Source organism: Microbacterium phosphatis, assembly GCF_049177115.1.
Taxonomy (GTDB): Bacteria; Actinomycetota; Actinomycetes; order Actinomycetales; family Microbacteriaceae; genus Microbacterium; species Microbacterium phosphatis.
Genome location: NZ_CP185370.1, coordinates 1,777,519 through 1,799,950 on the forward strand (window position 1 = coordinate 1,777,519; position 22,432 = coordinate 1,799,950).

At 71.8% G+C, this 22,432-nt stretch carries 19 protein-coding genes and 1 tRNA gene; 1 reads left to right on the top strand and 19 read right to left on the bottom strand.

What is annotated here, in order from left to right; translation table 11 throughout:
• Nucleotides 1-45 precede the first annotated feature (45 nt).
• The 19 genes from ACOKGD_RS08480 to ACOKGD_RS08570 all read right to left on the bottom strand — a co-directional run bounded on the left by ACOKGD_RS08480 (nt 46) and on the right by ACOKGD_RS08570 (nt 21,502).
• The gene (locus ACOKGD_RS08480) at nt 46-3,033 is read right to left on the bottom strand and encodes a bifunctional [glutamine synthetase] adenylyltransferase/[glutamine synthetase]-adenylyl-L-tyrosine phosphorylase (RefSeq protein WP_342334617.1); all 2,988 of its coding nucleotides are present in this window, start codon (nt 3,031-3,033) and stop codon (nt 46-48) included.
• A 7-nt stretch (nt 3,034-3,040) separates the two neighbouring features.
• A complete protein-coding gene (locus ACOKGD_RS08485; protein WP_342334616.1) occupies nt 3,041-4,378 on the bottom strand; it encodes a glutamine synthetase family protein in 1,338 nt (445 codons plus the stop codon).
• 148 nt (nt 4,379-4,526) lie between these two features.
• Nucleotides 4,527-4,742 carry an SPOR domain-containing protein gene (locus ACOKGD_RS08490; protein ID WP_342334615.1) on the bottom strand — a complete coding sequence of 72 codons (216 nt, stop codon included), beginning with the start codon at nt 4,740-4,742 and terminating at the stop codon, nt 4,527-4,529.
• A gap of 9 nt (nt 4,743-4,751) precedes the next feature.
• The gene (gene lnt, locus ACOKGD_RS08495; RefSeq protein ID WP_342334614.1) at nt 4,752-6,320 is read right to left on the bottom strand and encodes an apolipoprotein N-acyltransferase; all 1,569 of its coding nucleotides are present in this window, start codon (nt 6,318-6,320) and stop codon (nt 4,752-4,754) included.
• Nucleotides 6,317-8,719 carry a DEAD/DEAH box helicase gene (locus ACOKGD_RS08500; RefSeq protein WP_342334613.1) on the bottom strand — a complete coding sequence of 801 codons (2,403 nt, stop codon included), beginning with the start codon at nt 8,717-8,719 and terminating at the stop codon, nt 6,317-6,319. The genes lnt and ACOKGD_RS08500 overlap by 4 nt, the downstream gene beginning before the upstream one ends.
• Nucleotides 8,716-9,474, bottom strand: a complete 759-nt coding sequence (tatC, locus tag ACOKGD_RS08505) for a twin-arginine translocase subunit TatC (RefSeq protein WP_342334612.1) — start codon at nt 9,472-9,474, stop codon at nt 8,716-8,718. Before tatC ends, ACOKGD_RS08500 begins: the two co-directional genes overlap by 4 nt.
• Nucleotides 9,475-9,550: 76 nt before the next feature.
• Entirely contained in the window at nt 9,551-9,817 is a 267-nt protein-coding gene (tatA, locus tag ACOKGD_RS08510) for a Sec-independent protein translocase subunit TatA (RefSeq protein WP_342334611.1), read from the bottom strand.
• 79 nt (nt 9,818-9,896) lie between these two features.
• On the bottom strand, nt 9,897-10,859 hold the full coding sequence (locus ACOKGD_RS08515; protein WP_342334610.1) for a helix-turn-helix transcriptional regulator: 963 nt from the start codon (nt 10,857-10,859) through the stop codon (nt 9,897-9,899).
• On the bottom strand, nt 10,856-11,842 hold the full coding sequence (locus ACOKGD_RS08520; protein ID WP_342334609.1) for a helix-turn-helix transcriptional regulator: 987 nt from the start codon (nt 11,840-11,842) through the stop codon (nt 10,856-10,858). Before ACOKGD_RS08520 ends, ACOKGD_RS08515 begins: the two co-directional genes overlap by 4 nt.
• A 67-nt stretch (nt 11,843-11,909) precedes the next feature.
• Nucleotides 11,910-12,896: an FKBP-type peptidyl-prolyl cis-trans isomerase gene (locus tag ACOKGD_RS08525; RefSeq protein WP_342334608.1), complete on the bottom strand. Its 987-nt coding sequence runs from the start codon at nt 12,894-12,896 to the stop codon at nt 11,910-11,912.
• A gap of 10 nt (nt 12,897-12,906) precedes the next feature.
• The gene (locus ACOKGD_RS08530) at nt 12,907-13,935 is read right to left on the bottom strand and encodes a tRNA (adenine-N1)-methyltransferase (RefSeq protein ID WP_342334607.1); all 1,029 of its coding nucleotides are present in this window, start codon (nt 13,933-13,935) and stop codon (nt 12,907-12,909) included.
• Nucleotides 13,932-14,651, bottom strand: coding sequence for an HAD family hydrolase (locus ACOKGD_RS08535; RefSeq protein WP_342334606.1), 720 nt, complete (start codon nt 14,649-14,651; stop codon nt 13,932-13,934). Before ACOKGD_RS08535 ends, ACOKGD_RS08530 begins: the two co-directional genes overlap by 4 nt.
• 36 nt (nt 14,652-14,687) lie before the next feature.
• Nucleotides 14,688-15,581, bottom strand: coding sequence for a PAC2 family protein (locus ACOKGD_RS08540; RefSeq protein WP_342334605.1), 894 nt, complete (start codon nt 15,579-15,581; stop codon nt 14,688-14,690).
• Nucleotides 15,582-15,680: 99 nt separating this feature from the next.
• Nucleotides 15,681-16,514 carry an undecaprenyl-diphosphate phosphatase gene (locus tag ACOKGD_RS08545; protein ID WP_342334604.1) on the bottom strand — a complete coding sequence of 278 codons (834 nt, stop codon included), beginning with the start codon at nt 16,512-16,514 and terminating at the stop codon, nt 15,681-15,683.
• A gap of 58 nt (nt 16,515-16,572) precedes the next feature.
• Nucleotides 16,573-17,877: a M20/M25/M40 family metallo-hydrolase gene (locus tag ACOKGD_RS08550; protein WP_342334603.1), complete on the bottom strand. Its 1,305-nt coding sequence runs from the start codon at nt 17,875-17,877 to the stop codon at nt 16,573-16,575.
• A 58-nt stretch (nt 17,878-17,935) separates the two neighbouring features.
• Nucleotides 17,936-18,019, bottom strand: a tRNA-Leu gene (locus ACOKGD_RS08555).
• Between the two features lie 120 nt (nt 18,020-18,139).
• Nucleotides 18,140-19,213, bottom strand: a complete 1,074-nt coding sequence (locus ACOKGD_RS08560) for a VIT1/CCC1 transporter family protein (RefSeq protein WP_342334602.1) — start codon at nt 19,211-19,213, stop codon at nt 18,140-18,142.
• Nucleotides 19,214-19,253: 40 nt separating this feature from the next.
• A complete protein-coding gene (locus tag ACOKGD_RS08565) occupies nt 19,254-19,754 on the bottom strand; it encodes an SRPBCC family protein (RefSeq protein WP_342334601.1) in 501 nt (166 codons plus the stop codon).
• 2 nt (nt 19,755-19,756) lie between these two features.
• Nucleotides 19,757-21,502 carry a DEAD/DEAH box helicase gene (locus ACOKGD_RS08570; RefSeq protein ID WP_342334600.1) on the bottom strand — a complete coding sequence of 582 codons (1,746 nt, stop codon included), beginning with the start codon at nt 21,500-21,502 and terminating at the stop codon, nt 19,757-19,759.
• A gap of 95 nt (nt 21,503-21,597) precedes the next feature.
• Here ACOKGD_RS08570 and ACOKGD_RS08575 point away from each other — a divergent pair, with 95 nt between their 5' ends.
• Nucleotides 21,598-22,425, top strand: coding sequence for an SGNH/GDSL hydrolase family protein (locus ACOKGD_RS08575; RefSeq protein ID WP_342334599.1), 828 nt, complete (start codon nt 21,598-21,600; stop codon nt 22,423-22,425).
• Nucleotides 22,426-22,432: the final 7 nt, after the last annotated feature.

The following is a 22,432-nucleotide window of genomic DNA, read 5'->3' on the forward strand; positions in this document are numbered from 1 at the left end:
TGCCCGAACGGGCGACCGCCGTCCCGGTGCGACGCCGGGCCCGGATCAGCCGTAGAACAGCCGGTCGAAGACCTTGCGGGCCCGGCGGGCGGTGCCGAGCCAGTCCTGCTCGAGCTGCGTGGCGCTGTGGGGCGGGTACTCGAGGATGCGGCCGATGCCGTCGAGCTGCCGGCGGTCGGTGGGCAGCAGGTCGCTCGTCTGTCCGGACAGCAACGTGTTTGCCGAGCGCAGGCGGCCCGCGAGCAGCCACGCGGCCCGCAGCAGAGCGGCGTCGTCCTCGCCGATGAGCTCGGCGTCGACCGCGGCCTGCAGGGCACCGAGGGTCGAGGTGGTCTGCAGCGCGGGCACGCGGTGGGCGTGCTGCAGCTGCAGCAGCTGGACGAGCCATTCGACGTCGCTCAGGCCACCCGGCCCCAGCTTCAGGTGGCGTGTGGGGTCGGCGCGCTGGGGCAGCCGCTCGGTCTCGACGCGCGCCTTGATGCGTTTGATCTCGCGAACGGCGTTCGCGTCCGGCTCGGCCGCATAGCGCACGTCGTCGGCGAGCTGCGTGAACGCGTCGATGAGCTTGTGCGACCCGGCCACGCCCCGGGCGCGCAGCAGCGCCTGCGCCTCCCAGGAGCCCGACCAGCGCCGGTAGTACTCGGCGTACGCGTCGAGCGAGCGCACGATGGGGCCCTTGCGCCCCTCGGGGCGCAGATCGGCGTCCAGCTCGAGCGGCAGGCGGAAGTCCTCCGACACGCGGCGCAGCTCGGCGACGATTTTGATCGCGTGGGCCTCAGCGCGATGCGGCTCGACATTCTCCGGCCGATAGATGAACAGCACATCGGCGTCCGAGCCGAAACCGAGCTCGGCTCCGCCGTAACGCCCCATGCCGATGATCGAGAAGTCGAGCGAGACGTCCTCGTCCGGCACGACGTCGCGCTGGACGGCGCGCAGCGTCGCGCGCAGCGTCACGTCGGTGATGGACGTGAGGGCCTCGCTGACCTGCTCGAGCGTGGTGGCGCCCAGCACGGCGCCCATCGCGGCGCGCAGCATCTCACGGCGGCGCAGCGCGCGCACGGCCCGCATGGCGTCCTCGAGGGTCTCGTGCCGCTCGCGGATCGCGCGGGCCTCCTCCTCGAGGGCGGCTGCGCTGCGCGGACGCATCTGCTCGTCGCTGTCGAGCCAGGCGACCGACTCGGGGATCCACTCCATCAGCTCGCCCGCGTACCGCGAGGTCGACAGCAGGCGGGTGAGCCGCTCGGCGGCGCCCGACGAGTCGCGCAGCATCCGCAGGAACCACGGGGTGTCGCCCAGTCGCTCGCTGATGCGGCGGAAGACCACCAGACCGTAGTCCGGATCCGCTCCCTCGGCGAACATCCGCAGCATCACCGGCATCAGTGTGCGCTGGATCGTCGCCTTGCGGCTGAGGCCGCTCGTGACCGCGGCGATGTGGCGCAGCGCCACGGCGGGCTCCCGGAAGCCGATGGCGGCGAGGCGGTCGCGTGCCTGGTCCTCGGTCAGCGTCCCCTCGTCCTGGGGCAGGCGCGCGACGGCCCCGAGCAGGGGGCGGTAGAACAGGCGGAGGTGGATCTCGCGCACCTCGCGCTTGATCTCCTCCCACACGGCCGTGATGCCGTCGGCGGACTCGGCGAGCCCCGTGGCGCGGGCGAGGGCCCGCAGGCCCCCCTCGGCGCGCGGCATCAGGTGGGTGCGCGAGAGGCCGACCAGCTGCAGGCGATGCTCGATCAGGCGCAGCACGCGGTAGTCGTGGTCGAAGACCTTCGCCTCGGCGCGGCCGATGTAGCCGCCGTCCTCGAGTGCCGCGATCGCGCGCAGGGTGCTCTGCACGCGGATCGACTCGTCGGTGCGCCCGTGCACGAGCTGCAGCAGCTGAACGGCGAACTCGATGTCCCGGATGCCGCCGGGGCCGAGCTTGACCTGGTGCGGCACGTCGGCGGCCGGGATGTGCTCCATCACGCGCTCGCGCATCCGCTGCGCGCTGTCGACGAAGTCCTCGCGCCCCGAGCTCGACCAGACCTTCGGCTGGGTCGCGGCGACGTACGCATCGCCGAGCGCGGTGTCGCCCGCGATCGGCCGCGCCTTGAGCAGCGCCTGGAACTCCCAGCTCTTGGCCCACCGGTCGTAATATGCGATGTGCGACTCGAGGGTCCGCACGAGCGCTCCCTGCTTCCCCTCGGGGCGCAGGTTCGGGTCGACCTCCCACAGCGGCGGCTCGGCCTCGATGCCGTCGATGCCGCGCATGGTCTGGATCGCCAGGCGGGTCGCGATCTCGATGGCGCGCGCCTCCGAGAGCTCGGCCCCCTCTGCCGGCTCGCCGACGAAGATCACGTCGACGTCGCTGACGTAGTTGAGCTCCCGCGCGCCGCACTTGCCCATGCCGAGGATCGCCAGCCGCGTCTGCGAGACCTCGTCGCGCGGGAATCCGCCGAAGCCGCCCGACACCTTCGCGCGAGCGACGGCGAGGGAGGCATCCAGCACCGCGCCGGCCGCGTCGGCCAGCGCGGCCGAGACCTCGTGCACCACGGCCACCGGATCGGGGCTCGTCAGGTCGTACGCGGCGATCTCGGCGAGCTGGGCGCGGTAGGCGACGCGCAGCCCGATCCAGGCGGCGTCGTCGCCCGAGGACGCGAAGCCGTCGGCGTCGGCCTCCACTGACTCCTGCAGCGCGCGCCGCAGCTCGTCGGCCGTCGGGAGCCGATGCCCGGCCGTCTTCAGGCGGGTGAGCTGCTCGGGCCGGCGCAGGTAGAAGTCCGCGAAGCCCTGCGAGGCCCCGAGCAGGCGCCACGCGACGGCGCGACCGCGCGGATCCTGCAGCACGTCGCGCACGACCTCGTCACGTCGTCGGGCGATCCGCAGGAGGCCGGCCAGCGCCTCGTCCGGGTCGGCCGCGGCCGCGGCATCCGCGAGCAGCTCGGCCCGCCCCACGCCCATGAGCCCGGACAGCTCGTCGAGCTGATCGTCGGCGGCATCGAGGCGCGAGAATCCGAGCCGGGCGAGGTGTGTGCGCGACGACGGCGCCCGATCCGACATCCCGCGCTCAGATGATGTCGAGGCTGTGCTTCAGCTCGAACGCGGTGACCTGCGAACGGTAGCCGTCGTACTCGCGGCGCTTGTTGCTGAGCACGTAGCTGAAGACCTGCTCGCCGAGCGTCTCGGCGACCAGCTCGCTCTCCTCCATGAAGCCGATGGCGTCGTAGAGGCTCGAGGGCAGGCGCTTGTAGCCCAGCGCGCGCCGCTCGGTGCTGCTGAGCGCCCACACGTTGTCCTCGGCCTCCGGGGGCAGCTCGTAGCCCTCGGAGATGCCCTTCAGGCCGGCGGCGAGCATCAGCGAATAGGCGAGGTAGGGGTTCGCCGCCGAGTCGATGCCACGGTGCTCGATTCGCGCCGACTGGCTCTTGCCCGGCTTGTACATGGGCACACGCACGAGCGCGGAGCGGTTGTTGTGACCCCAGGTGATGAAGCTCGGGGCCTCGTCGCCGCCCCAGAGGCGCTTGTACGAGTTCACGAACTGGTTGGTCACCAGCGCGATCTCCTGCGCGTGGTGCAGCAGGCCCGCGATGAACTGGCGGCCGATCTTCGAGAGCTGGTGCTCGGCGCCCTCCTCGAAGAAGGCGTTCGTGTCGCCCTCGAAGAGCGACATGTGCGTGTGCATGCCGCTGCCGGGCTCGCCGTTGAGCGGCTTCGGCATGAACGTGGCGTGCACGCCCTCCTCGATGGCGACCTCCTTGACGACCGTGCGGAACGTCATGATGTTGTCGGCCATGGTGAGCGCGTCGGCGTAGCGCAGGTCGATCTCGTTCTGGCCGGGGCCGCCCTCGTGGTGGCTGTACTCGACCGAGATGCCGAGGTCCTCGAGCATGCGGACCGAACGGCGGCGGAAGTCGTGCGCCGTGCCGCCCGGCACGTTGTCGAAGTAGCCGGCGCGGTCGACGGGCTCGAGGCCCTCCACACCCGGCTTGCCGGACTTGAGCAGGTAGAACTCGATCTCGGGATGCGTGTAGAACGTGAACCCGGCGTCCGCGGCCTTGGCCAGGGTGCGCTTGAGGACGTTGCGGGGGTCTGCCACCGCGGGCTGTCCGTCGGGGGTGAACAGGTCGCAGAACATCCGCGCCGTCGGGTCGATCTCGCCGCGCCACGGCAGGATCTGGAACGTCGTGGGGTCCGGCTGCGCGAGCAGATCGGACTCGTACGTGCGCGTCAGCCCCTCGATGGCGGAGCCGTCGAAGCCGATGCCCTCGCTGAACGCGCCCTCGACCTCGGCCGGGGCGATCGCGACGGACTTCAGCGTGCCGATCACGTCCGTGAACCACAGGCGCACGAACTTCACGCCGCGCTCCTCGATCGTGCGCAGGACGAAGTCCCTCTGCTTGTCCATGAGTCTCCTCTTCGGATCCGTCGCGTGGCGGGCAGCCGGTCGCTGCGGCAGGGGCGTGCCGCTCGATCAGCCTAGTGGTCGGATCGGGCGCGACCGGGTCAGTGACACGAGCGCCGTAACGTGCGTGGCGCCGCGTGTTCCCGCGGGCTCAGGACCGCTCGCCCCAGTTGTTCTCGCGGGCCTCGTCGTCGGCCCACGCCTTCGCGCGCTCCTGCAGCTTCTGCGGTGCGCGCGCGGCCTCCTCCTGGGTGTCGAAGGGCCCGATCCGGTGGATGGAGGGCGACTCGGGGCCGTGCTCGACCTCTCCGGTGCGGGAGTTGAACCACCACTGGTCGGCCGGCAGGCCGGTCTCTTCGTTCGTCATGCCCCGATCCTAGGCACGCGGGCGAATGCGGCGCAGGAGGCCGACAAGGACGAGCCCGCCCAGCGCGCCCCACAGCAGCGCCAGCTGCAGCCACGGGCCGACGATCACCGCGGGGGCGATCCCGTCCCGCAGCTCGACGTCGCCGATCATGAGCCCCGCCTCGTCCACGGCCAGCGCGGCGACGGTCGTGCCGTCCGGCGCGATGATCTGACTGGTGCCGACCGTCGACAGGTTCACGACGCTGCGGCCGGTCTCGATCGCCCGCATGCGGGCGAAGGCGAGCTGCTGGAGATTCTCGTCCGTGCCGCGGAAGTCGGCGTTGTTCGTCTGGAAGACCAGCAGCTGCGCGCCGGCCTCCGCGCCCTCGCGGATGATGTCGTCGGCGATCACGTCGAAGCAGATCGCGAGGCCCACGACGACGTCGCCGAGGCGCACGACGGGCGGGTTCGTCCCCGGGGTGTACTCGCGGCCGATCATGCCGATGAGGTCCGGCACGATCGCGGCGAAGAACGCCCGGTCCGGCACGTACTCGCCGAAGGGCACGGGATGGCGCTTCGCGTGCGTCTGCAGGCCTCCGTCGACCGTCGCGCCGTCGGCCGTCCAGAGCATCGAGGTGTTGTAGACGTCCTCGCCCACGTCGGACGCTGCGTTCATCAGGATCGGCGCGCCGTATGAGCGGGCGGCGTTCGACAGCATCAGCGCGGTGGTCTCGTCCTGGAGCGGGTCGTAGTCGACACCGCCCTCGGGCCACACAACGAGGTCGACCTGCTCGTCCTTCAGGGGCGCGGACGCATCGAGCTGCGACTGGATCACGGCCCACGGCTCGCGCTCGTCGAAGTAGGCCGTCGGCCCCGCGCCCTGCACCGCGCCCACGCGCAGGGTGCCGGCAGCCGCCGACTGCCACTGCGGCACCAGAATCAGGATCGCCAGGGTCGCGGCGACCGGCGCGAGCGAGGCCGGGCGCCGGGGCCGCAGGCGCACGAGCTCGATGAGCATCGCGCACACCAGGACGATGAGGAACGTTAGCCCGGTCACCCCCACCCACGACGCGACGTGCGCGAGCGGGCTCTGCGACTGGCTCATGCCGATCCGGCCCCAGGCGAAGCCGCCGTACGGCCAGTTGCCCATGATCAGCTCGCGCGCGCTCCACAGCGCGCCGATCAGCACCGGAAGCAGGACCAGGCGCGCCCAGCGCCCGCCGGGGAACCATCGGTAGGCGAAGGCGATCGGAATCGCGCCGAGGCCCATGAACACCGCCTGCAGCCCGGCGAGGGCGACCCACGGCACCCAGCTCTGCGGGTTGTCGCCCAGGAAGCGCGAGATCCAGTCGATGTGGGTGAACCAGAACACGCCGCCGAACACGAGGCCGACCAGCAGCGCCCCACCGGCCCGCCGCCCGATCAGCGACACCAGCGACAGGATCACCGCGACCGGGGCCAGCGCCCAGATGCCGAGCGAGGGGAAGGAGGCGTCGAGAGCGAGGCCGCCCAGCGCCGCCGCCGCGATCCCCGCCCACAGCGGCAGCAGCGGGCGCACCGCGGGGCGTGGGCGCCGCGTGCGGGAACTGCGGCCCGTCATAGCGAGCTGTAGGCGACGATGCCGCGGCGCACGGCGTCGAGGGCCCGGCGGGCCGTGCGCGCCAGCTCGCCGTCGGCCACCTGCGAGAGCTGGTCGAGCAGGTCGATGGTCTGCTTGGCCCAGCGCACGAAGTCGCCGGCCGCCATGTCGGCCTCGCTCAGCACGCGGTCGAGCAGCGCGCCCCGGGCCCACTGGTGCATGGGGCCGGCGAGCCCCACCGCGATCGGCTGGGTGCCGGGAAGGCGATTGTCCTGCTCGAGGTCGTCCAGCTGCGCCCACAGGCGCTCGGTCTCGTCGAGGGCGATGCGGAACGCGCCGCGAGGCAGCGACCGCGGATCGACCTGGCCGTCGTCCCGGCCGCGCGGCTCGTAGACGAGCGAGCACGCGAGCGCCGCGAGCGACGCCGCGTCGAGGTTCTTCCAGATCCCCGCCCGCAGCGACTCGGCCACCAGGAGATCCCGGTCGCCGTAGATCCGCTTCATGCGCGCGCCCGCCTCGGTGAGCGTCGCGTCGGGTCCGTCGAGGCGGACGTAGTCGAGGGCGACGAGCACGTCGATGATCCGGTCGAAGACGCGCGCGACCGTGCCGGTGCGGTTCTCGATCTGACGACGGGTCTTGTCGGTCTGGCGCTTGAGCTTCCAGTAGCGCTCGCCCCAGCGGGCGTGCTGCTCGCGGTCGGGGCACTTGTGGCAGCCGTGACGCGTCATCCGGCGGCGGAGGCCGTTGATCTCGCGCTCGCGCTTCTCCCGCGTGCCGCGGCCCGCGGTGACGTCGCGACGGTTGAGCTTCTCGAGGTCGGAGAGATCGCGACGGATCGCGGCGTACTCGGCGAAGTCTCCGTGCTCGCAGGCCATCGACTTCCGGTAGCCCTCGAGCGACTCCTCGGCCTCCTTGACCTGTCGCGCGAGCCCGACGACGGCGCGGTCGGCCTGGAACTGGGCGAACGACGACTCGAGCACCTCGCGGGCCCGCTCGCGTCCGAACTGGTCGATGAGGTTGACCGCCATGTTGTACGTCGGGCGGAAGCTGGAGTTCAGCGGATAGGTGCGGCGGGAGGCCAGCGCGGCAACCGCCTGCGGATCCATCGACTCGGTCCACTGCACCACCGCGTGGCCTTCCACGTCGATGCCGCGACGACCGGCGCGTCCGGTCAGCTGCGTGTACTCCCCCGACGTGATCGCGACGCGGGCCTCGCCGTTGAACTTCTCGAGCTTCTCGAGCACAACGGTGCGCGCCGGCATGTTGATGCCGAGCGCCAGGGTCTCGGTGGCGAAGACGACCTTCACGAGCTTGCGCTGGAAGAGCTCCTCGACGACCTCCTTGAACGCCGGCAGCAGGCCTGCGTGGTGCGAGGCGAGGCCACGCTCGAGGTTCTCGACCCACTCCCAGTAGCCGAGGGCCGCGAGATCCTCATCGGGGAGCATCGCCGTGCGCTCGTGGACGATCTCGCGGATCTCGGCGCGCTCCTCGGCGGTGGTCAAGCGCAGCCCGGAACGACGCACCTGCTGGACCGCGGCATCGCAGCCCACACGGCTGAAGATGAAGAAGATCGCCGGGAGCAGGTTGGCGCGGCCGAGCAGCTCGACGACCTCGGGACGGTCGATGCGCTCCGCGCGGCGCGGCGGCCCCGGGCGGTGGTAGCCGCCGCGGCGCTTGCCCCCGCGGCGCGCCTCGACGAAGGCGCTGTTGGCGGCGTGAGCTTGCCCGCCGCGCATGCGCATCAGCTCGTGGTTGACCTGCGCGGCGGCGGCGCCGGCCCGCTCGTCGAACAGCGGCAGCAGGTCGCCCCGGACGAGCACGTGCTGCTCGAGCGGCACGGGACGGGTCTCGGAGACGATGACCTCGGTGTCGCCGCGGACGGTGTCGAGCCAGTCGCCGAACTCCTCGGCGTTGGACACGGTGGCGCTCAGCGAGACCAGCCGGACGTCCGAGGGGAGGTGGATGATGACCTCCTCCCACACCGCGCCGCGGAAACGGTCGGCGAGGTAGTGGACCTCGTCCATCACGACGTAGCGGAGCCCGCGCAGGGCCGGCGAGTCGGCGTAGAGCATGTTGCGCAGCACCTCGGTGGTCATGACCACCACGCGCGCATCGCCGTTGATGTTGGTGTCGCCCGTGAGCAGACCCACCTGGTCGTCGCCGTAGACGTCCTGCAGCTCGCGGAACTTCTGGTTGGACAGCGCCTTCATCGGCGTTGTGTAGAACGCCTTCTGGTTCGGCGTCTGCATCGCGAGGTGGATCGCGAACTCGCCCACGATGGTCTTGCCGGCACCCGTGGGGGCCGCGACCAGCACACTGCGCCCGCTCTCCAGCGAGCGGCACGCCTCGACCTGGAACTCGTCGAGCCGGAATCGCTGGGCATCGGCGAACGCCTGGGTCTGGGGGTGCTGATCGATCACGGGGTCTCCGATTCGAGGGCCTTCTCACGTCTGGCCTTGCGCCAGTCGAACAGGAACGCGACCCCGTACGCCGCGAAGTACAGCACCACGAGGATGCCGGCGAGCACGAGCATCGACACCACATCGGCGGACGGCGTCGCGACCGCAGCGAACGCCGTCGCGATGATCACGGCGACCCGCCAGCCGCGGAGGATGTCGGCGGCGGAGAGGATCCCCGCCAGGTTCAGCGCGACGAGGAAGACGGGCGAGACGAACGCCACCCCCATCGCGATGAGCGTCTTGAACACGAGGTCGTAGTACTTGTCGGCCTCGTAGATCTGCGAGGCGAACTCCGAGTCGGGAACGAACGACGCCATCACCAACAGGATGTGCGGCAGCACGAGGACGGCCACGTAGCAGCCCGCGAAGAACAGCGGCACGGCCGAGGCCATGAAGCCGATCGTGTACCGCACCTCTTTGCGGGTGAGGCCCGGCATGATGTACGCCCAGATCTGCCACAGCCAGATGGGGGCCGAGATGAGCAGGCCGATCGCGAAGGCGATGCGCAGGCGCATGTCGAACGAGCTGGTCACGCCCGTGTAGGTCAGCCGGGTGAAGTCGTCGCCGAGCTGCTCGGCGACGAGCTCGATGGGGCCGAGCAGGAACGAGATGATCGGCGTCGTGACGAAGAACGCCACGATCATGCCGACCACGAGGGCCGCCGCCGCGACCATCAGCCGCTTGCGCAGCTCGACCAGGTGATCCGCGAGGGTCATCCGCCGATCGCGGTACGGAAGGTCGTCCTTCGAAACGGGGATCCCGGACGACGCGGAGTCCGCTGTCACGGACGTCTTACGGCTGCGTCGGCTTGTGCGGCTCGTCGGCGCCGGGGAGGCGATCCGTCGGGGTGCCGTTCAGCGTGTAGCCGGGGGCCTGCGGATCGGCCGCGGCGTTCGCCTGCGGCGTCTCGTCCTCGGCCTTCATCTGCTTGATCTCGCCCTTGAACACACGTGCCGACTGGCCGAGGCTGCGAGCGAGCGCGGGCAGACGCGCCGCGCCGAACAGCAGCAGGATGACGGCGAGCAGGACGAGCAGGTGCCAGCCGGTGAGGTTGCCCATGGGGGATCTCCGTCTTCGTTTCGGGGGAAGCTCGGCCAGTCTAACCGCCGCGCCTTTGCAGCAGCCGCTAGCCGCGCGGTCAGGAGGACTCGCCGTAGAGGGCGAGGGCCTCGGCCGCCCAGTCGGCGGCGGCCCGGCGGGCCCCCGCCGGCTCCAGTACCTCGACCCGCCCCGCGCGGCGCGCGGCGAGGCGCTTCAGCGTGCGCGCGTCGGACACCCGCAGACGTGCCGTGGTGATGCCGCCGGCCGTGGACGTCTCGGCGCCCGACAGGTAGTCGCCCACCAGCGGCGCGAGCTCGTCGGCGAAGCGGACGACCGCGATCTCATCGTCGTCACCGGGCTCGAACAGCCCCGGGACCGGTTCGTGTCCATGGGCGATCGGGATCCCCGTCAGGCGCGGGTCGCTGACCCGCTCGAGCAGGAAGTTGCGCATGGCGCGACGCAGGTGGCACCAGCCCTGCAGGTACCACTGCCCCTCGGTGACGATCACCTTCACCGGGTCGACGGTGCGGGTGGTCGGCTCGGAGTCGGGGCGCCGGTAGGTGAACGACAGGGCGACCTGGTCGCGCAGCGCCTGCGAGACCAGCGTGCGCACCGCGTCCACCGGCTCGGGGACCACAATCACCTCGGCCGGCGCCGACGCCGCCCCACGCGACAGCTTCGCCAGGAGGCCTGCCAGCACCTCGCCGCCGGCGACCCCGGGCAGCGACGCCGCCAGGCGCAGGCCGCCGATGAGCGCCGCGGCCTCGCGCGCGGTCAGCCGGGGCGAACGCTCCAGGCCCACCGACTGCGTGATCTCGATCACGTCCTGCTCGTCGAGCAGATCCCAGTTGATGTCGAACATCTCGTTCGGCATCTGGAAGTAGTCGTCCTCGCCCGGCATGCCGATGACGGTCAGCTTCTCGACCATCGAGCGCATCTGCGCCGGGCTGACGTCGAAGTCGCGCGCGGCCTCCACGACCGACACCTCCCCGCGCTCCAGCAGGTACGGCACGAGCGTCAGGTACAGAGTGACGAGATCCGGGGTCACCATCTTGCTCATGCGGCTCCCCCTGCCCCGGTGTGCACCGCAAGCGCCGACCTCAGGCGCTCGATGACGGCGTCCCGCAGCGCGGGTGGCTCGACCACGCGCACCTCGGGCCCGTAGGACGCGAGCTCGTCGGCGAAGATGTGCAGATCCACGAAGGGCACGTGGATCCCCTGGACCGCCGGGGTCCCTCGGCGGGCGAGACGCAGCGCGGCCTCGGACCCCGGCGTCACCTCGAGCAGGGCGCGATTGCGTTCGGCGACCTCGCGGAGGCTCTGCATCGCGCGCTCGCCGGCCCCCACACGCAGCTCCGGGTCGAAGCCCTTGCGGGTCGGCAGCACGTCTCCCACGATGCGCGAGAGCAGGAACATCCGGTGGCCATCGGCATCGACGTCGTGCGCGGCGACGTGCCAGCGCCCCTCGTAGTCGACGAGCGCGAGGGGGCGCACGGTGCGCCGCCGCGGCGTCTCCTCCCCCGGCTTCAGGTAGTCGAAGGCAACCACCCGGCAGGCCTCGATCGCATCGCGCAGCGGCGCGAAGGACGGCTCGCGCACGGTCATGCGCGGTGCGAACCCGATGATGGGCTCGTCGACCTCGATCCCGAGGGCACGGATCTTGCGGAGCCCGGTCGTGGCGTCCTTCGACAGCGATCCCTCGCTCCACACCGATCCCGCCAGCGCCAGGACCGCGACCTCGGCCGGGGTGAACGAGATGTCGGCGGGCAGGTCGTACTCGGCCTTCGGGATGCGGTATCGCGCCTCGCGCAGGTCGTTCGGATCGGCGCTGTCGCCGATCGTCTCGATCGGGACGCCGAGATCGCGCAGGTCGTCTTTGTCGCGCTCGAACATCTTCTCGAGCGCGTCGGACCTGCCCTCGTTGCGCTGCCGGTAGCCCGAGACCGACTCCAGGATCTGCTGCTTGGTCAGGCCGATCTCCGTGGCCATCAGCGCCACGATCAGATTGAGCTGACGCTCGCCTGCCTGGATCCGCTCTGCCACCTGGCCATCCTAGGCCGCGGCCGGGCCCCGGGGACCCCGCAGTGCGCCACGCGCGGGGCGCTGCCCGTTACTGCGCCGCCGGCAGCGTGCCGAGGATGTCGACCACGAAGACGATGGTCTCGCCGTCGCGGAACGGCGCCGCGCCCGTCTCCGGGCCGAGACCGTCGGGGACGACGACCATCACCTGGGAGCCGACGGTCTGACCCTCGAGCGCCTTGGCGAAGCCCTCTCCGAACTGGCCGGGGACGATCTGCGTCGGCGCGGCGGGCGTGTCGCCGCCGCCCCACGTCGAGTCGGTGACCTCGCGGCCGTCCCACGAGACCGCGGTGTACTGCACGATGGGCGCGTCCTGCGCGGTCAGCGCGGCGCCGTCGCCCTTGATGAGGGTCTGCGTGACGACCTTCGTCGGGGCGTCGGCGTCGGGGACGATGACACCGGGGACGCCGTCAGGCGTGCGCACCACCGTCGGAAGCCCGAGGCCGGCGTTGAACTGCACGTCGCCGGAGGCCGCACGCGGCAGCACCTTGCGGACGTCGAGCACCGCGATGAGGGAGCCCTCCTCGGGGATACCGGCCTGCGCGTACTGCGCCCGGACCTCGTCGCTGATGCCCTCGTCCGAGATCGCGACGGCGATCCGGGATCCCTCGGTGGCGCACATCAGGGCGTCCTCGAAGGCCGGGAACTGCGAGGTCCAGCCCGACAGCGGGCCGAGCGCGGTGAGGTCGCCGTCGTAGGCCGTGCCGATGAGCGGCGAGCCCGTCTCGCCGTCGAACAGCGTGATGTCGAGGACACCGGGCTGGTCGAGGTGCGTGATCAGCGGGCCGTCGCCGCGCTCGATGTCGGCGTAGGCGTCCGACTCGGCGACGAAGGGGGTGCGGGCGTCCAGACGGGGCGCCGAGTCGAGGTCACCCGTGACCTCGAGGAGCCGCATCGTCTCCGGGTCGCTGTCCGCGACACGGTCGCAGGTCGCCTGCGCCGTCCCGGCGGGCGCGCAGCCCACGAGGCTCAGGCCCAGGAGGGCGGTGATCGAGAGGACGGCCGAGCTTCTCCGCATGCCGATCAGTCTATGCGTCCGATTCGGGTGCCTCTGACGCGGCGCCCTCGGAGCGGCCCGCCGCCAGTCGCGCACCGCTGGCGGCCTTCTGCGCCTCGCGGATGCGCTTGCGGAGGTTCTTGTCCGTGATGTCGCGGTCGCCGACGGCGCCCGGCGTCCAGATCTCCACGTCCTCGTCGGAGAAGCTCTTCTTCGACGCGCGGCGCTTCACCTCCGGGGGCACGACCCCCGGGGCCAGGCGGCGGGCGGAGATGAGGAACGCGGTGTGCGCCACCATCCGGTGATCCGGGCGCACGGCGAGACCCTCGACGTGCCAGCCGCGGACCATCGTCTCGCTCGCCTCGGGGTCGGTGAAGGCGCCGGTGCCGCGGATGTACTCGGCCACACGCGACAGCTGCGTCGCCGTGGCGACGTAGCAGATGACGACACCGCCCGGGGTGAGGGCGTCGACCACCGCGTCCATGACCTCCCACGGTGCGAGCATGTCCAGCACCACACGGTCGACGGATCCGGGCTCGACGGCCTCGGGCAGGACCTCGGCGAGGTCTCCCTCGCGGACCTCCCAGAACTCCGGGGTCTCGCCGAAGAACGTCTCGACGTTCGCGCGCGCCACGTCGGCGAACTCGAGGCGGCGCTCGAAGGAGATCACGCGCCCCTCGGGGCCGACGGCGCGCAGCAGCGAGAGCGTGAGCGCGCCCGAGCCGACGCCCGCCTCCACCACGACCGCTCCCGGGAAGATGTCGGCCTGCGAGACGATCGCGGCCGCGTCCTTCGGGTAGACGATCGCCGCGCCGCGCGGCATCGACATCACGAAGTCGCGCAGCAGCGGGCGCAGCGCCAGGTACTCGTGACCCGAGCTGTTCTCGAACACCGAGCCATCCGGGTGACCAACGAGCTGCTCGTGCTTGAGCACACCGTGGTGCGTGTGCAGCTCGCCGCCCTCGCGGAGGGTGATGGTGTGCATACGCGCCTTCGGGCCGGTCAGCTGCACGCGGTCGCCGTAGCGGAAGGGGCCACGGGGGCGGGGAACGGCGGTCATGCCTGGACCTCCTCGACACGGGCGCGCGGCGCGGAGTGCGCGGTGTGAAGCGCGACGAGGTCGGCCGCGCTGCGGCCGGCGAGGGTGGGCCAGACCGTGTCGGCGCCCACCTCGTCGAGCGGGACGATGTTGGTGACGCCGAGCGACACGGCGCCGGACGAGATCGCCGACCGCAGGCCGTTCGGCGAGTCCTCGATGGCGACGGTGTCGGCGATGTCCACCCCGAGAAGGGCGGCCGCCTGCAGGTACGGGTCGGGGTGGGGCTTGCCGCGCTCGACCTCGTCGCCGCCCACGACCACGTCGAACGCGTCGAAGCCGATCAGGTCGACGATCGCGAGCGCCATGTGGCGGTACGACATCGTCACCAGCGCGGTCTTGATGCCGGCGGCCTTCAGGTCGCGCAGCATCTCGAGGGCGCCCGGGCGGAAGGGCACGCCCTGGGTCGCGCAGAAGTCGATCACCCGGGCCGTGAGCGTCGCGATGATCTCGTCCTCGGTCAGGCGCACGCCCGCCCGCTGCAGGATCCGCGCGGACGAGTCGAGGCTCTGCCCGACGAGGCTCAGGGCGTCCTCATCGGTCCAGGTTCCGCCGAACTCCTCGACCAGCGGCGTCTCGGCCGCGATCCAGTAGGGCTCGGTGTCGACGATCGTGCCGTCCATGTCCCAGAGGACGGCGCTGAGGGGGGAACCGGCCGGAAGATCGCGAGGTGAGGTCACCGAGACAGCCTAGTCGGCGGTCCCTGACCGTCCGGGTCAGCGCCCGGGGCGCTCGTCGCGACCGCGGCCGTCGCTGCGGCGCAGGTAGCTCTCGAAGGCCTGGGCGATCGCGTCGCCCGAGGCCTCGGGCGCGTCCACCGTGTCGCGGGCCTGCTCGAGCTGGCGGATGTACTCGCGCATCTCGTCGTCGTCGGCGGCTGCCGCGTCGATGGTCGCCTCCCAAGCGGCCGCCTCGGCGGCGAGGGTGCCGCGCGGCACGTCGGCGGCGGCGAGCTCCTCCAGCCGGTCCAGCAGCGCCAGCGTCGCCTTCGGCGAGGGCGTGTGGCCCGCGACGTAGTGCGGCACGCTGGCCCACAGGCTCGCCATCGGGATGCCGGCGCGCTCGGAGGCGTCGCCCAGCACGCTCAGCACGCCGACGGGGCCCTCGTAGGCGCTGCGCTCGAGACCGAGCGAGGCGCGCAGGGCGTCGTTGTCGCTGCCGGCGAAGATCGAGATCGGGCGCGTGTGCGGCACGTCGGCCATCATCGACCCGAGGGTGACGAAGCCGCTGATGTCCTCGCGCAGCGCGACGTCGATGAACTCGGCGGCGAAGGCCTGCCAGGCGCGCGCGGGCTCGACGCCCGTGAGGATCCAGAACTCCGTGCCGTCCGGCGTGGGGGTGACGGGGCGGCTGAGCGTGGCCTCGGGCCACTTCAGCCGGCGGCCGCCCTCGCCGTCGTTCTCGACGGTGGGGCGGGTGTACTGGTAGTCGAAGTAGAGCTCCGGGTCGACGCTGAGCACGGTCTCGTACTCACCGGCGTCGAGGAGATGCTCGACGGCGCTCGTCGCCGCCTCGCCCGCGTCGTTCCACCCCTCGAACGCGGCCACGATGATCCGTCGTCCGAGAGTGGCGCCCGTGCTGGCGCTCGCGGTGTCGGCGTCGTGCTCCACGCGGCTCCTCTCCTCCCCCGGGCCGGATCCCGGCGGGTATCCCCTCAGGCTAGCCCCGCACCCGGCCCCGGTGGGCCGGGCGGCGTGGGCGGCGGCGGGTCAGAACGCCTGCAGCACGCCGGTCGACAGCAGGACGAGCAGCACGGCACCCAGCGCGACGCGATAGATGACGAACGGCAGGAAGCTCCGGGTCTGGAGGAACTTCATCAGGTAGGCGATCACCGCGAGGCCCACGACGAAGGCGACGACCGTGGCGACAGCGGTCTCCGGGAGGCCGTAGGGGCCGTCATCGGGCTCGGTGAGCGCGTGGACGAGCTCGTACAGGCCGCTGGCGAAGACGGCGGGGACGGCGAGGAGGAACGAGTACTCGGCGGCGGCGGCGCGCTTGTACCCGAGGAGGCGGCCGGCGGTGGTGGTGGCCCCCGAGCGCGAGACGCCCGGCACGAGGGCCAGTGCCTGCGCGATACCCATGGTCAGGCCGGACGGATAGGTGACGTCGTCGAACTCGCGCGTGCGCCGCGCGAAGTGGTCGGCGAGCCCCAGGATGATGCCGAACACGATCAGCACGATGGCGATGAGCCAGAGGTTGCGGTTGAACGTGCGGATGGTGTCCTGCAGCAGGAAGCCGGCGACGCCGATCGGGATCGTGCCGATGATGACGATCCACCCCATGCGGGCGTCAGGGTCGCTGTGCGGGACCTTGCCGGTGAGCGCCTGGAACCAGCGCGAGATGATCCGCGCGATCTTCTTGCGGAAGTACACCAGCACCGCGGCCTCGGTGCCGATCTGCGTGATCGCGGTGAACGTCGCCCCCGGATCGGTCGCGGACGGCAGCAGCTCGCCGAGGATGCGCAGGTGGGCGCTGGAGGAGATCGGCAGGAACTCGGTCAGGCCCTGGACGAGGCCGAGGATGATCGCTTCGATGAACGGCACGAGAGATGAGCCTAGGCGACGAGGCGGCGGGCGCTCATCCGCCTCTCGGATGATCCCGTCAGTACGTGCGGATCAGATCCGTCAGCACACGCACCCCGAAATCGAGCGCCTCGAGCGGCACGCGCTCGTCGACCCCGTGGAACATGCCCGTGAAGTCGAGGCCCGCGGGCAGCTTCAGCGGCGCGAAGCCGTAGCCGTCGATGCCGATCCCCGCGAGCGCCTTGTTGTCGGTGCCGGCGCCCAGCAGGTACGGCAGCACGGGCACTCCGGGGTCGTGGCGGCCGAGCGCGCCGACCATGGCGTCCACCAGGGCGCCCTCGAACGGGATCTCCAGCCCGATGTCGCGGTGGAACATCCGCACCTCGATGTCGCCGCCCACGATGCGCCGGACCTCGGCCAGCACGGCGTCCTCGGCCCCCGGCAGCACCCGGATGTCGACGGTCGCCTCGGCGGCGTCGGGGATGACGTTGTGCTTGTAGCCCGCCGTGAGACCCGTCGGGTTCGTGATGGTGCGGAACGTGGAGGCGACGAAGGCCGCGGCGGGCCCCGTGCAGGCGGCGAGGGCATCGGGCTCCGTCGCCGGATCCATCCCCGTGATCTCGGCGATGCCCGCCAGCAGGCGCTCGGTCGTCGCCGTCATCTCGACGGGCCAGGCGGTGGCTCCCAGCCGCGCCACCGCGGCGGCGAGCGTGGTCACCGCGTTGTCGGGGTGCACACGGCTGCCGTGACCGGCACGACCGCGGGCGACGAGCGTCACCCACATCAGGGCCTTCTCCCCCACCTGCAGCAGGTACGCGCTGCGGTCGCCGACGGGGATCGAGTACCCGCCGACCTCGCTGATCGCCTCGGTCGCGCCCGCGAACCACTCGGGCCGGTCGCGCACCACGAGCTGCGAGCCCTCGACGCCGCCGTTCTCCTCGTCGGCGAAGAACGCGAGGATGAGGTCGCGCTCGGGCTGCTCGCCCGCCCGCACTAGATCGCCCACCGCGCTGAGGATCATCGCGTCCATGTTCTTCATGTCCACGGCGCCGCGACCCCAGAGCATGCCGTCCTTGACCACGCCCGCGAAGGGATCGACCGACCAGTCGTCGGCCACGGCGGGCACCACGTCGAGGTGGCCGTGCAGCACCAGCGCGGGCTTGTCGCCGTCGCGGCCGGGCACGCGGGCCATCACATTCGTGCGGCGATCGATGGGCTCGTAGTACTGGGGTTCGAGGCCGAGGGCCTCGAGGCGCGCGCCCACGTACTCCGCCGCCTCGCGCTCGCCCTTCGAGCGCCCCGCGCCCCAGTTCGTCGTGTCGATCCGGATCAGATCGCGCGCGATCCGGGCGACTTCCGACAGCTGCTGCTCGGGTGCGGACATGGGATCCAACCTAGCCGGGAACGACGAAGGCCCCGGATCTCTCCGGGGCCTTCACATGTGCGCGAGGGGGGACTTGAACCCCCACGCCCTTTCGGGCACTAGCACCTCAAGCTAGCGCGTCTACCTATTCCGCCACCCGCGCAACTGGGTGACCGGACTCGCGTCCGGTGCTGTCGTCGCCTGCGCAACGAAGTAAAACATTACCATCGCGCGAACGGTGTGACGAATCGCGGCCGGATCCCGCGCGTGTCCGGCGCCTGCGTCACCCCAGGGTGACGCCGAAGGCGAGGCCGAGCACGTAGGTGACGGCCGCGGCCCCGTAGCCGATCGCCAGCTGACGCAGCGCCCGCTTGAGCGGCGGCGCCCCCGCGAGCAGGCCCACCGCGGCGCCGGTCGCCATCAGGGCGATGCCGACGAGCGCGAGGGCGAGCGCGATGGCCGCGAAGCCGGTGAGCCCCAGGATCCAGGGAAGCACGGGGATGATCGCGCCGCTGGCGAAGAAGAGGAAGCTCGATCCCGCCGCGCGCCAGGCGCCGCCGACGACCTCGTGGGTGTCGATGACACCGCTGCGCGCGACGATCCGACCCGCGTTCGCCTCGGCGATCGCGTGCTTCGCGCGCTCCTCGGCGACCTCCTCGGGCAGGCCGCGGGCCCGATAGACCAGGGCGAGCTCGTTCGAGTCGATGTCGAGGTCGGGCAGGCGCACCGCGCCCATCGACTGCGGCTCGGTGGCCTCGAGCAGCTCGCGCTGCGACCGCACCGAGACGAACTCGCCGGCTCCCATCGACAGCGCGCCGGCCAGCAAGCCGGCGATGCCGCTGAAGAGCACGACCTGCGGCGAGACGCCCGCCGCCCCGATGCCCAGGATCAGCGCGAGGTTCGAGACGAGGCCGTCGTTCGCGCCGAACACCGCGGCGCGGAAGGTTCCAGAGAGCCGGCGCCGGCCGCGTGCGGCGAGACCGCGCACGACCTCGTGATGCACCTTCTCGTCGGCGCGCATCGCCGGGGTCGCGAAGGCCTCGTTGTCGTACGGCGATCGCGACTCGGCGTTCTGGGCCAACGCCAGAACGAAGATCGTGCCGAATCGGCCGGCCATCCACACCAGCGCCCGCGTGCCGAGGCTCGCCTTCGGCAGGCGCGCGGGCTCGCCGCCCAGCAGCTCGAGCCAGTGCGCCTCGTGGCGCCCCTCGGCCACGGCCAGCTGCTCGAGGATGACCCGCTCCTCCCCCTGCTTCGTGGCGGCGAGGCGGCGATACACATCGCCCTCTGCCCGCTCGTCGGCGAGGTACTGCGCCCAGCGGCGACGGTCGGCGGAAGTGGCGGCGGGCGCGCTCAAGGGGCCTCCAGGGAGGGTGGATCGGGGATGCGTTTTCACGCTATCCAGCAGCGCGCGGATCCCTCGAACCGGGAGCGGGATTGGCAGTTTTTCGGGCCCCCGAAGCCACCGCCCGACGCAGGCCCCGCTCGCCCGCGCGCATCACGAGACCGTGCGCGAGGGCGAACACCGGGCGCAGGACCGGGCTCGCCACCCGCATCCACCGCTTCCGGACGGCCACGTCCCACACGAAGCGCATCGCCGTTCCGCCGCCCTCGGGCGTGATCTCGATGCCGCCCCCGCCGTCGAGGTCGCCGGCGCTGCGGGCGGCGATGAAACGTCGGGGCTCGACGTCGGTCAGGGTCAGCACGATCCGCAGGCGGTACCCGAAGGGCGCGCGGACGACGACACCGAGCGCGGCACCCCGCTCCAGCGGCGCGGGCCGCTCGACCCGGAAGGCGGGCCACCACCCGGCGGACTCCCCCGCCATCACCCGCTCGATCTCCGCCCACACGTGCTCGGGGCTCGCGTCGACGCGCCAGATCGTGCGGAACGAGTACACGGCTAGCTCCGCACGCGCTTTCGGAGGTTGTCGATCCGGGACTGCAACTGAGCCACCGTCGCCTTCGAGACCTCGGGGCCCCCGCAGCGGCGCCGCAGCTCGGCGTGGATGACGCCGTGCGGCTCTCCGGTCTGCCGGGCGTAGACGCCCACGAGGCTGTTGAGCAGCTGCCGCTGCTCGCGCAGGGTGCGGTGCAGGGGCGCGGGCATCGAGGGCTCCACCTCGCCCGAGGCCTCCTTCGCCTCGCGGGCCGTGCGGTGGCGCGACTGACGCGCCACCCGCTGCATCAGCAGCTCGTGCACGTGCTCGGGCTCGAGAAGACCGGGCAGCCCGATGAACTCGGCCTCCTCGTCGGTGCCGGGCACCGCCAGCTGACCGAACTCCTTGCCGTCGAAGACCACACGATCGAAGTGCGCCACGGACCCGAGGGCCTCGAAGGACCCCTCCTCCGTCAGCGCGTCGGAGGCCTTCTCCTCGCGCTCGGCCGCCTCGAGCAGGCTGTCGTCGAGGCCGTCCTCGTCCTTCTCGCCGCGGTCCAGGACGTGGTCGCGCTGGCGCTCCATCTCGCTCGCCAGCGTCATCAGCGTCGGGACGTGCGGCAGGAACACGCTCGCGGCCTCGCCGCGGCGGCGGGCGCGCACGAAGCGACCGATGGCCTGCGCGAAGAAGAGCGGGGTCGACGACGAGGTCGCGTACACACCCACCGCGAGGCGGGGCACGTCGACCCCCTCGGACACCATGCGCACCGCCACCATCCAGCGATCGGTGCTCTCGGAGAAGCGCTCGATGCGTCCGGAGGCCTCGCTGTCATCCGAGAGCACCACCGTGGCGCGCTGGCCCGTGATCGAGTGCAGCAGCTTCGCGTAGGCGCGCGCGGCCGTCTGATCCGTGGCGAGCACAAGACCCCCCGCATCGGGGACGTGCTGGCGGATCTCGGAGAGCCGGGCGTCGGCCGAGCGCAGCACCGCCGACATCCATTCGCCCGCGGGGTCGAGCGCCGTGCGCCAGGCCTGCGAGGTGACGTCCTTGAGGTTGTCCTGACCCAGGTGCGCCTCGAGCTCGTCGCCGGCGCGGGTGCGCCACTTCATGTGCCCCGAGTACACGTGGAACAGCACGGGCCGCACCACGCCGTCGGCCAGCGCGCGACCGTAGCCATAGGCGTAGTCGGTGATCGAGGTGCGCAGCCCCTGCGCGTCGGGCGCGTAGTCGACGAACGGGATGGGTGCGTCGTCGCTGCGGAAGGGCGTGCCCGAGAGCAGCAGGCGGCGCGTCGCGGGGCCGTAGGCGTCGCGCAGGGCATCGCCCCAGCTGAGCGCCTCGCCGCCGTGGTGGACCTCGTCGAGGATGACGAGCGTGCGACCGCCCTCGGTCAGCGCGCGGTGCACCGACGACTTCACGGCGACCTGCGCGTAGGTGACGACGACGCCGTGGTACTGCCGGGAGAACGACGTGTGGCTGTTGCGGAAGACCGGATCGAGCCGGATGTGCGCGCGGGCGGCCGCGTCGGCCCACTGCGTCTTCAGATGCTCGGTCGGGGCGACCACGATGACCCGGTCGATCTCGCGCGTGCGCAGCAGCTCGCCCGCGAGCGTGAGAGCGAAGGTGGTCTTGCCGGCGCCGGGGGTGGCCGCCACCAGGAAGTCGCGCTTGTCGGCCTCGAAGTACGCCTCGAGTGCCTCCTGCTGCCAGGCGCGGAGCTTTCCCGCGGTGCCCCACGGGGCTCTCTGCGGATAGGACGGTGACAGCATCCCTTCCAGGGTAATCGGCCCCGCCGACAATCCTCCGCGCGTAGTCTGCTGGACGCCCGTTCCCGTCCGTCCCGTTCCCGCATCCGGAGGATCCGATGTCCGACGACGCCGCCCGCGCCCCCTTCGTCGCCAACGCAGGCCCGCACCCGTGGCGCCGCTTCGTCGCGATCGGCGACTCGTTCACCGAGGGCATCGGAGACCCGGAGCCGGGATCCCCGGGCGGCCACCGCGGATGGGCCGACCGGGTCGCCGAGGTGCTGTCGCGGCAGGTCGACGACTTCGCGTACGCCAACCTCGCCGTGCGCGGGCGCCTGATCGCCCAGATCGTCGACGAGCAGGTGGCCCCCGCGGTCGCGCTCAAGCCCGACCTCGTCACCTTCTGCGCGGGCGGCAACGATGTCATCCGCCCGGGCGGCGACCCCGACGCCGTCGCCGTCCAGTTCGAGGAGGCCGTGGCACGCCTGAGCGCGGGCGGTGCCACCGTGGTGATCTTCACGGGCATCGACACGCACTTCACGCCGGTGTTCCGGCCGCTGCGGGGACGCATCGCGATCTACAACGAGAACCTCCGGGCCATCGCGGACGCCCACGACTGCATCGTGGCGGATCAGTGGGCGCTCAAGAGCGTGCAGGATCCGCGGTTCTTCGACGACGACCGCCTGCACATGAACCCGCTCGGCCACCACGAGGTCGCGCGCATGGTGCTGCGCGCCCTCAACGTGCCCAACGACCTGCAGCCGATGCAGCCGGACCCGCTCCCCGAGAGCACCTGGCGCGAAGCGCGGGCGAGCGACCTCGTGTGGGCGCGCACGCACTTCGTGCCGTGGGTGCTGCGGCGCCTGCGCCACCAGTCGTCGGGCGACAACGTCACGGCGAAGCGCCCCGACGCGATCCCGCTGAGCGACCTGCCGTTCGACATCTGAGCGGCAG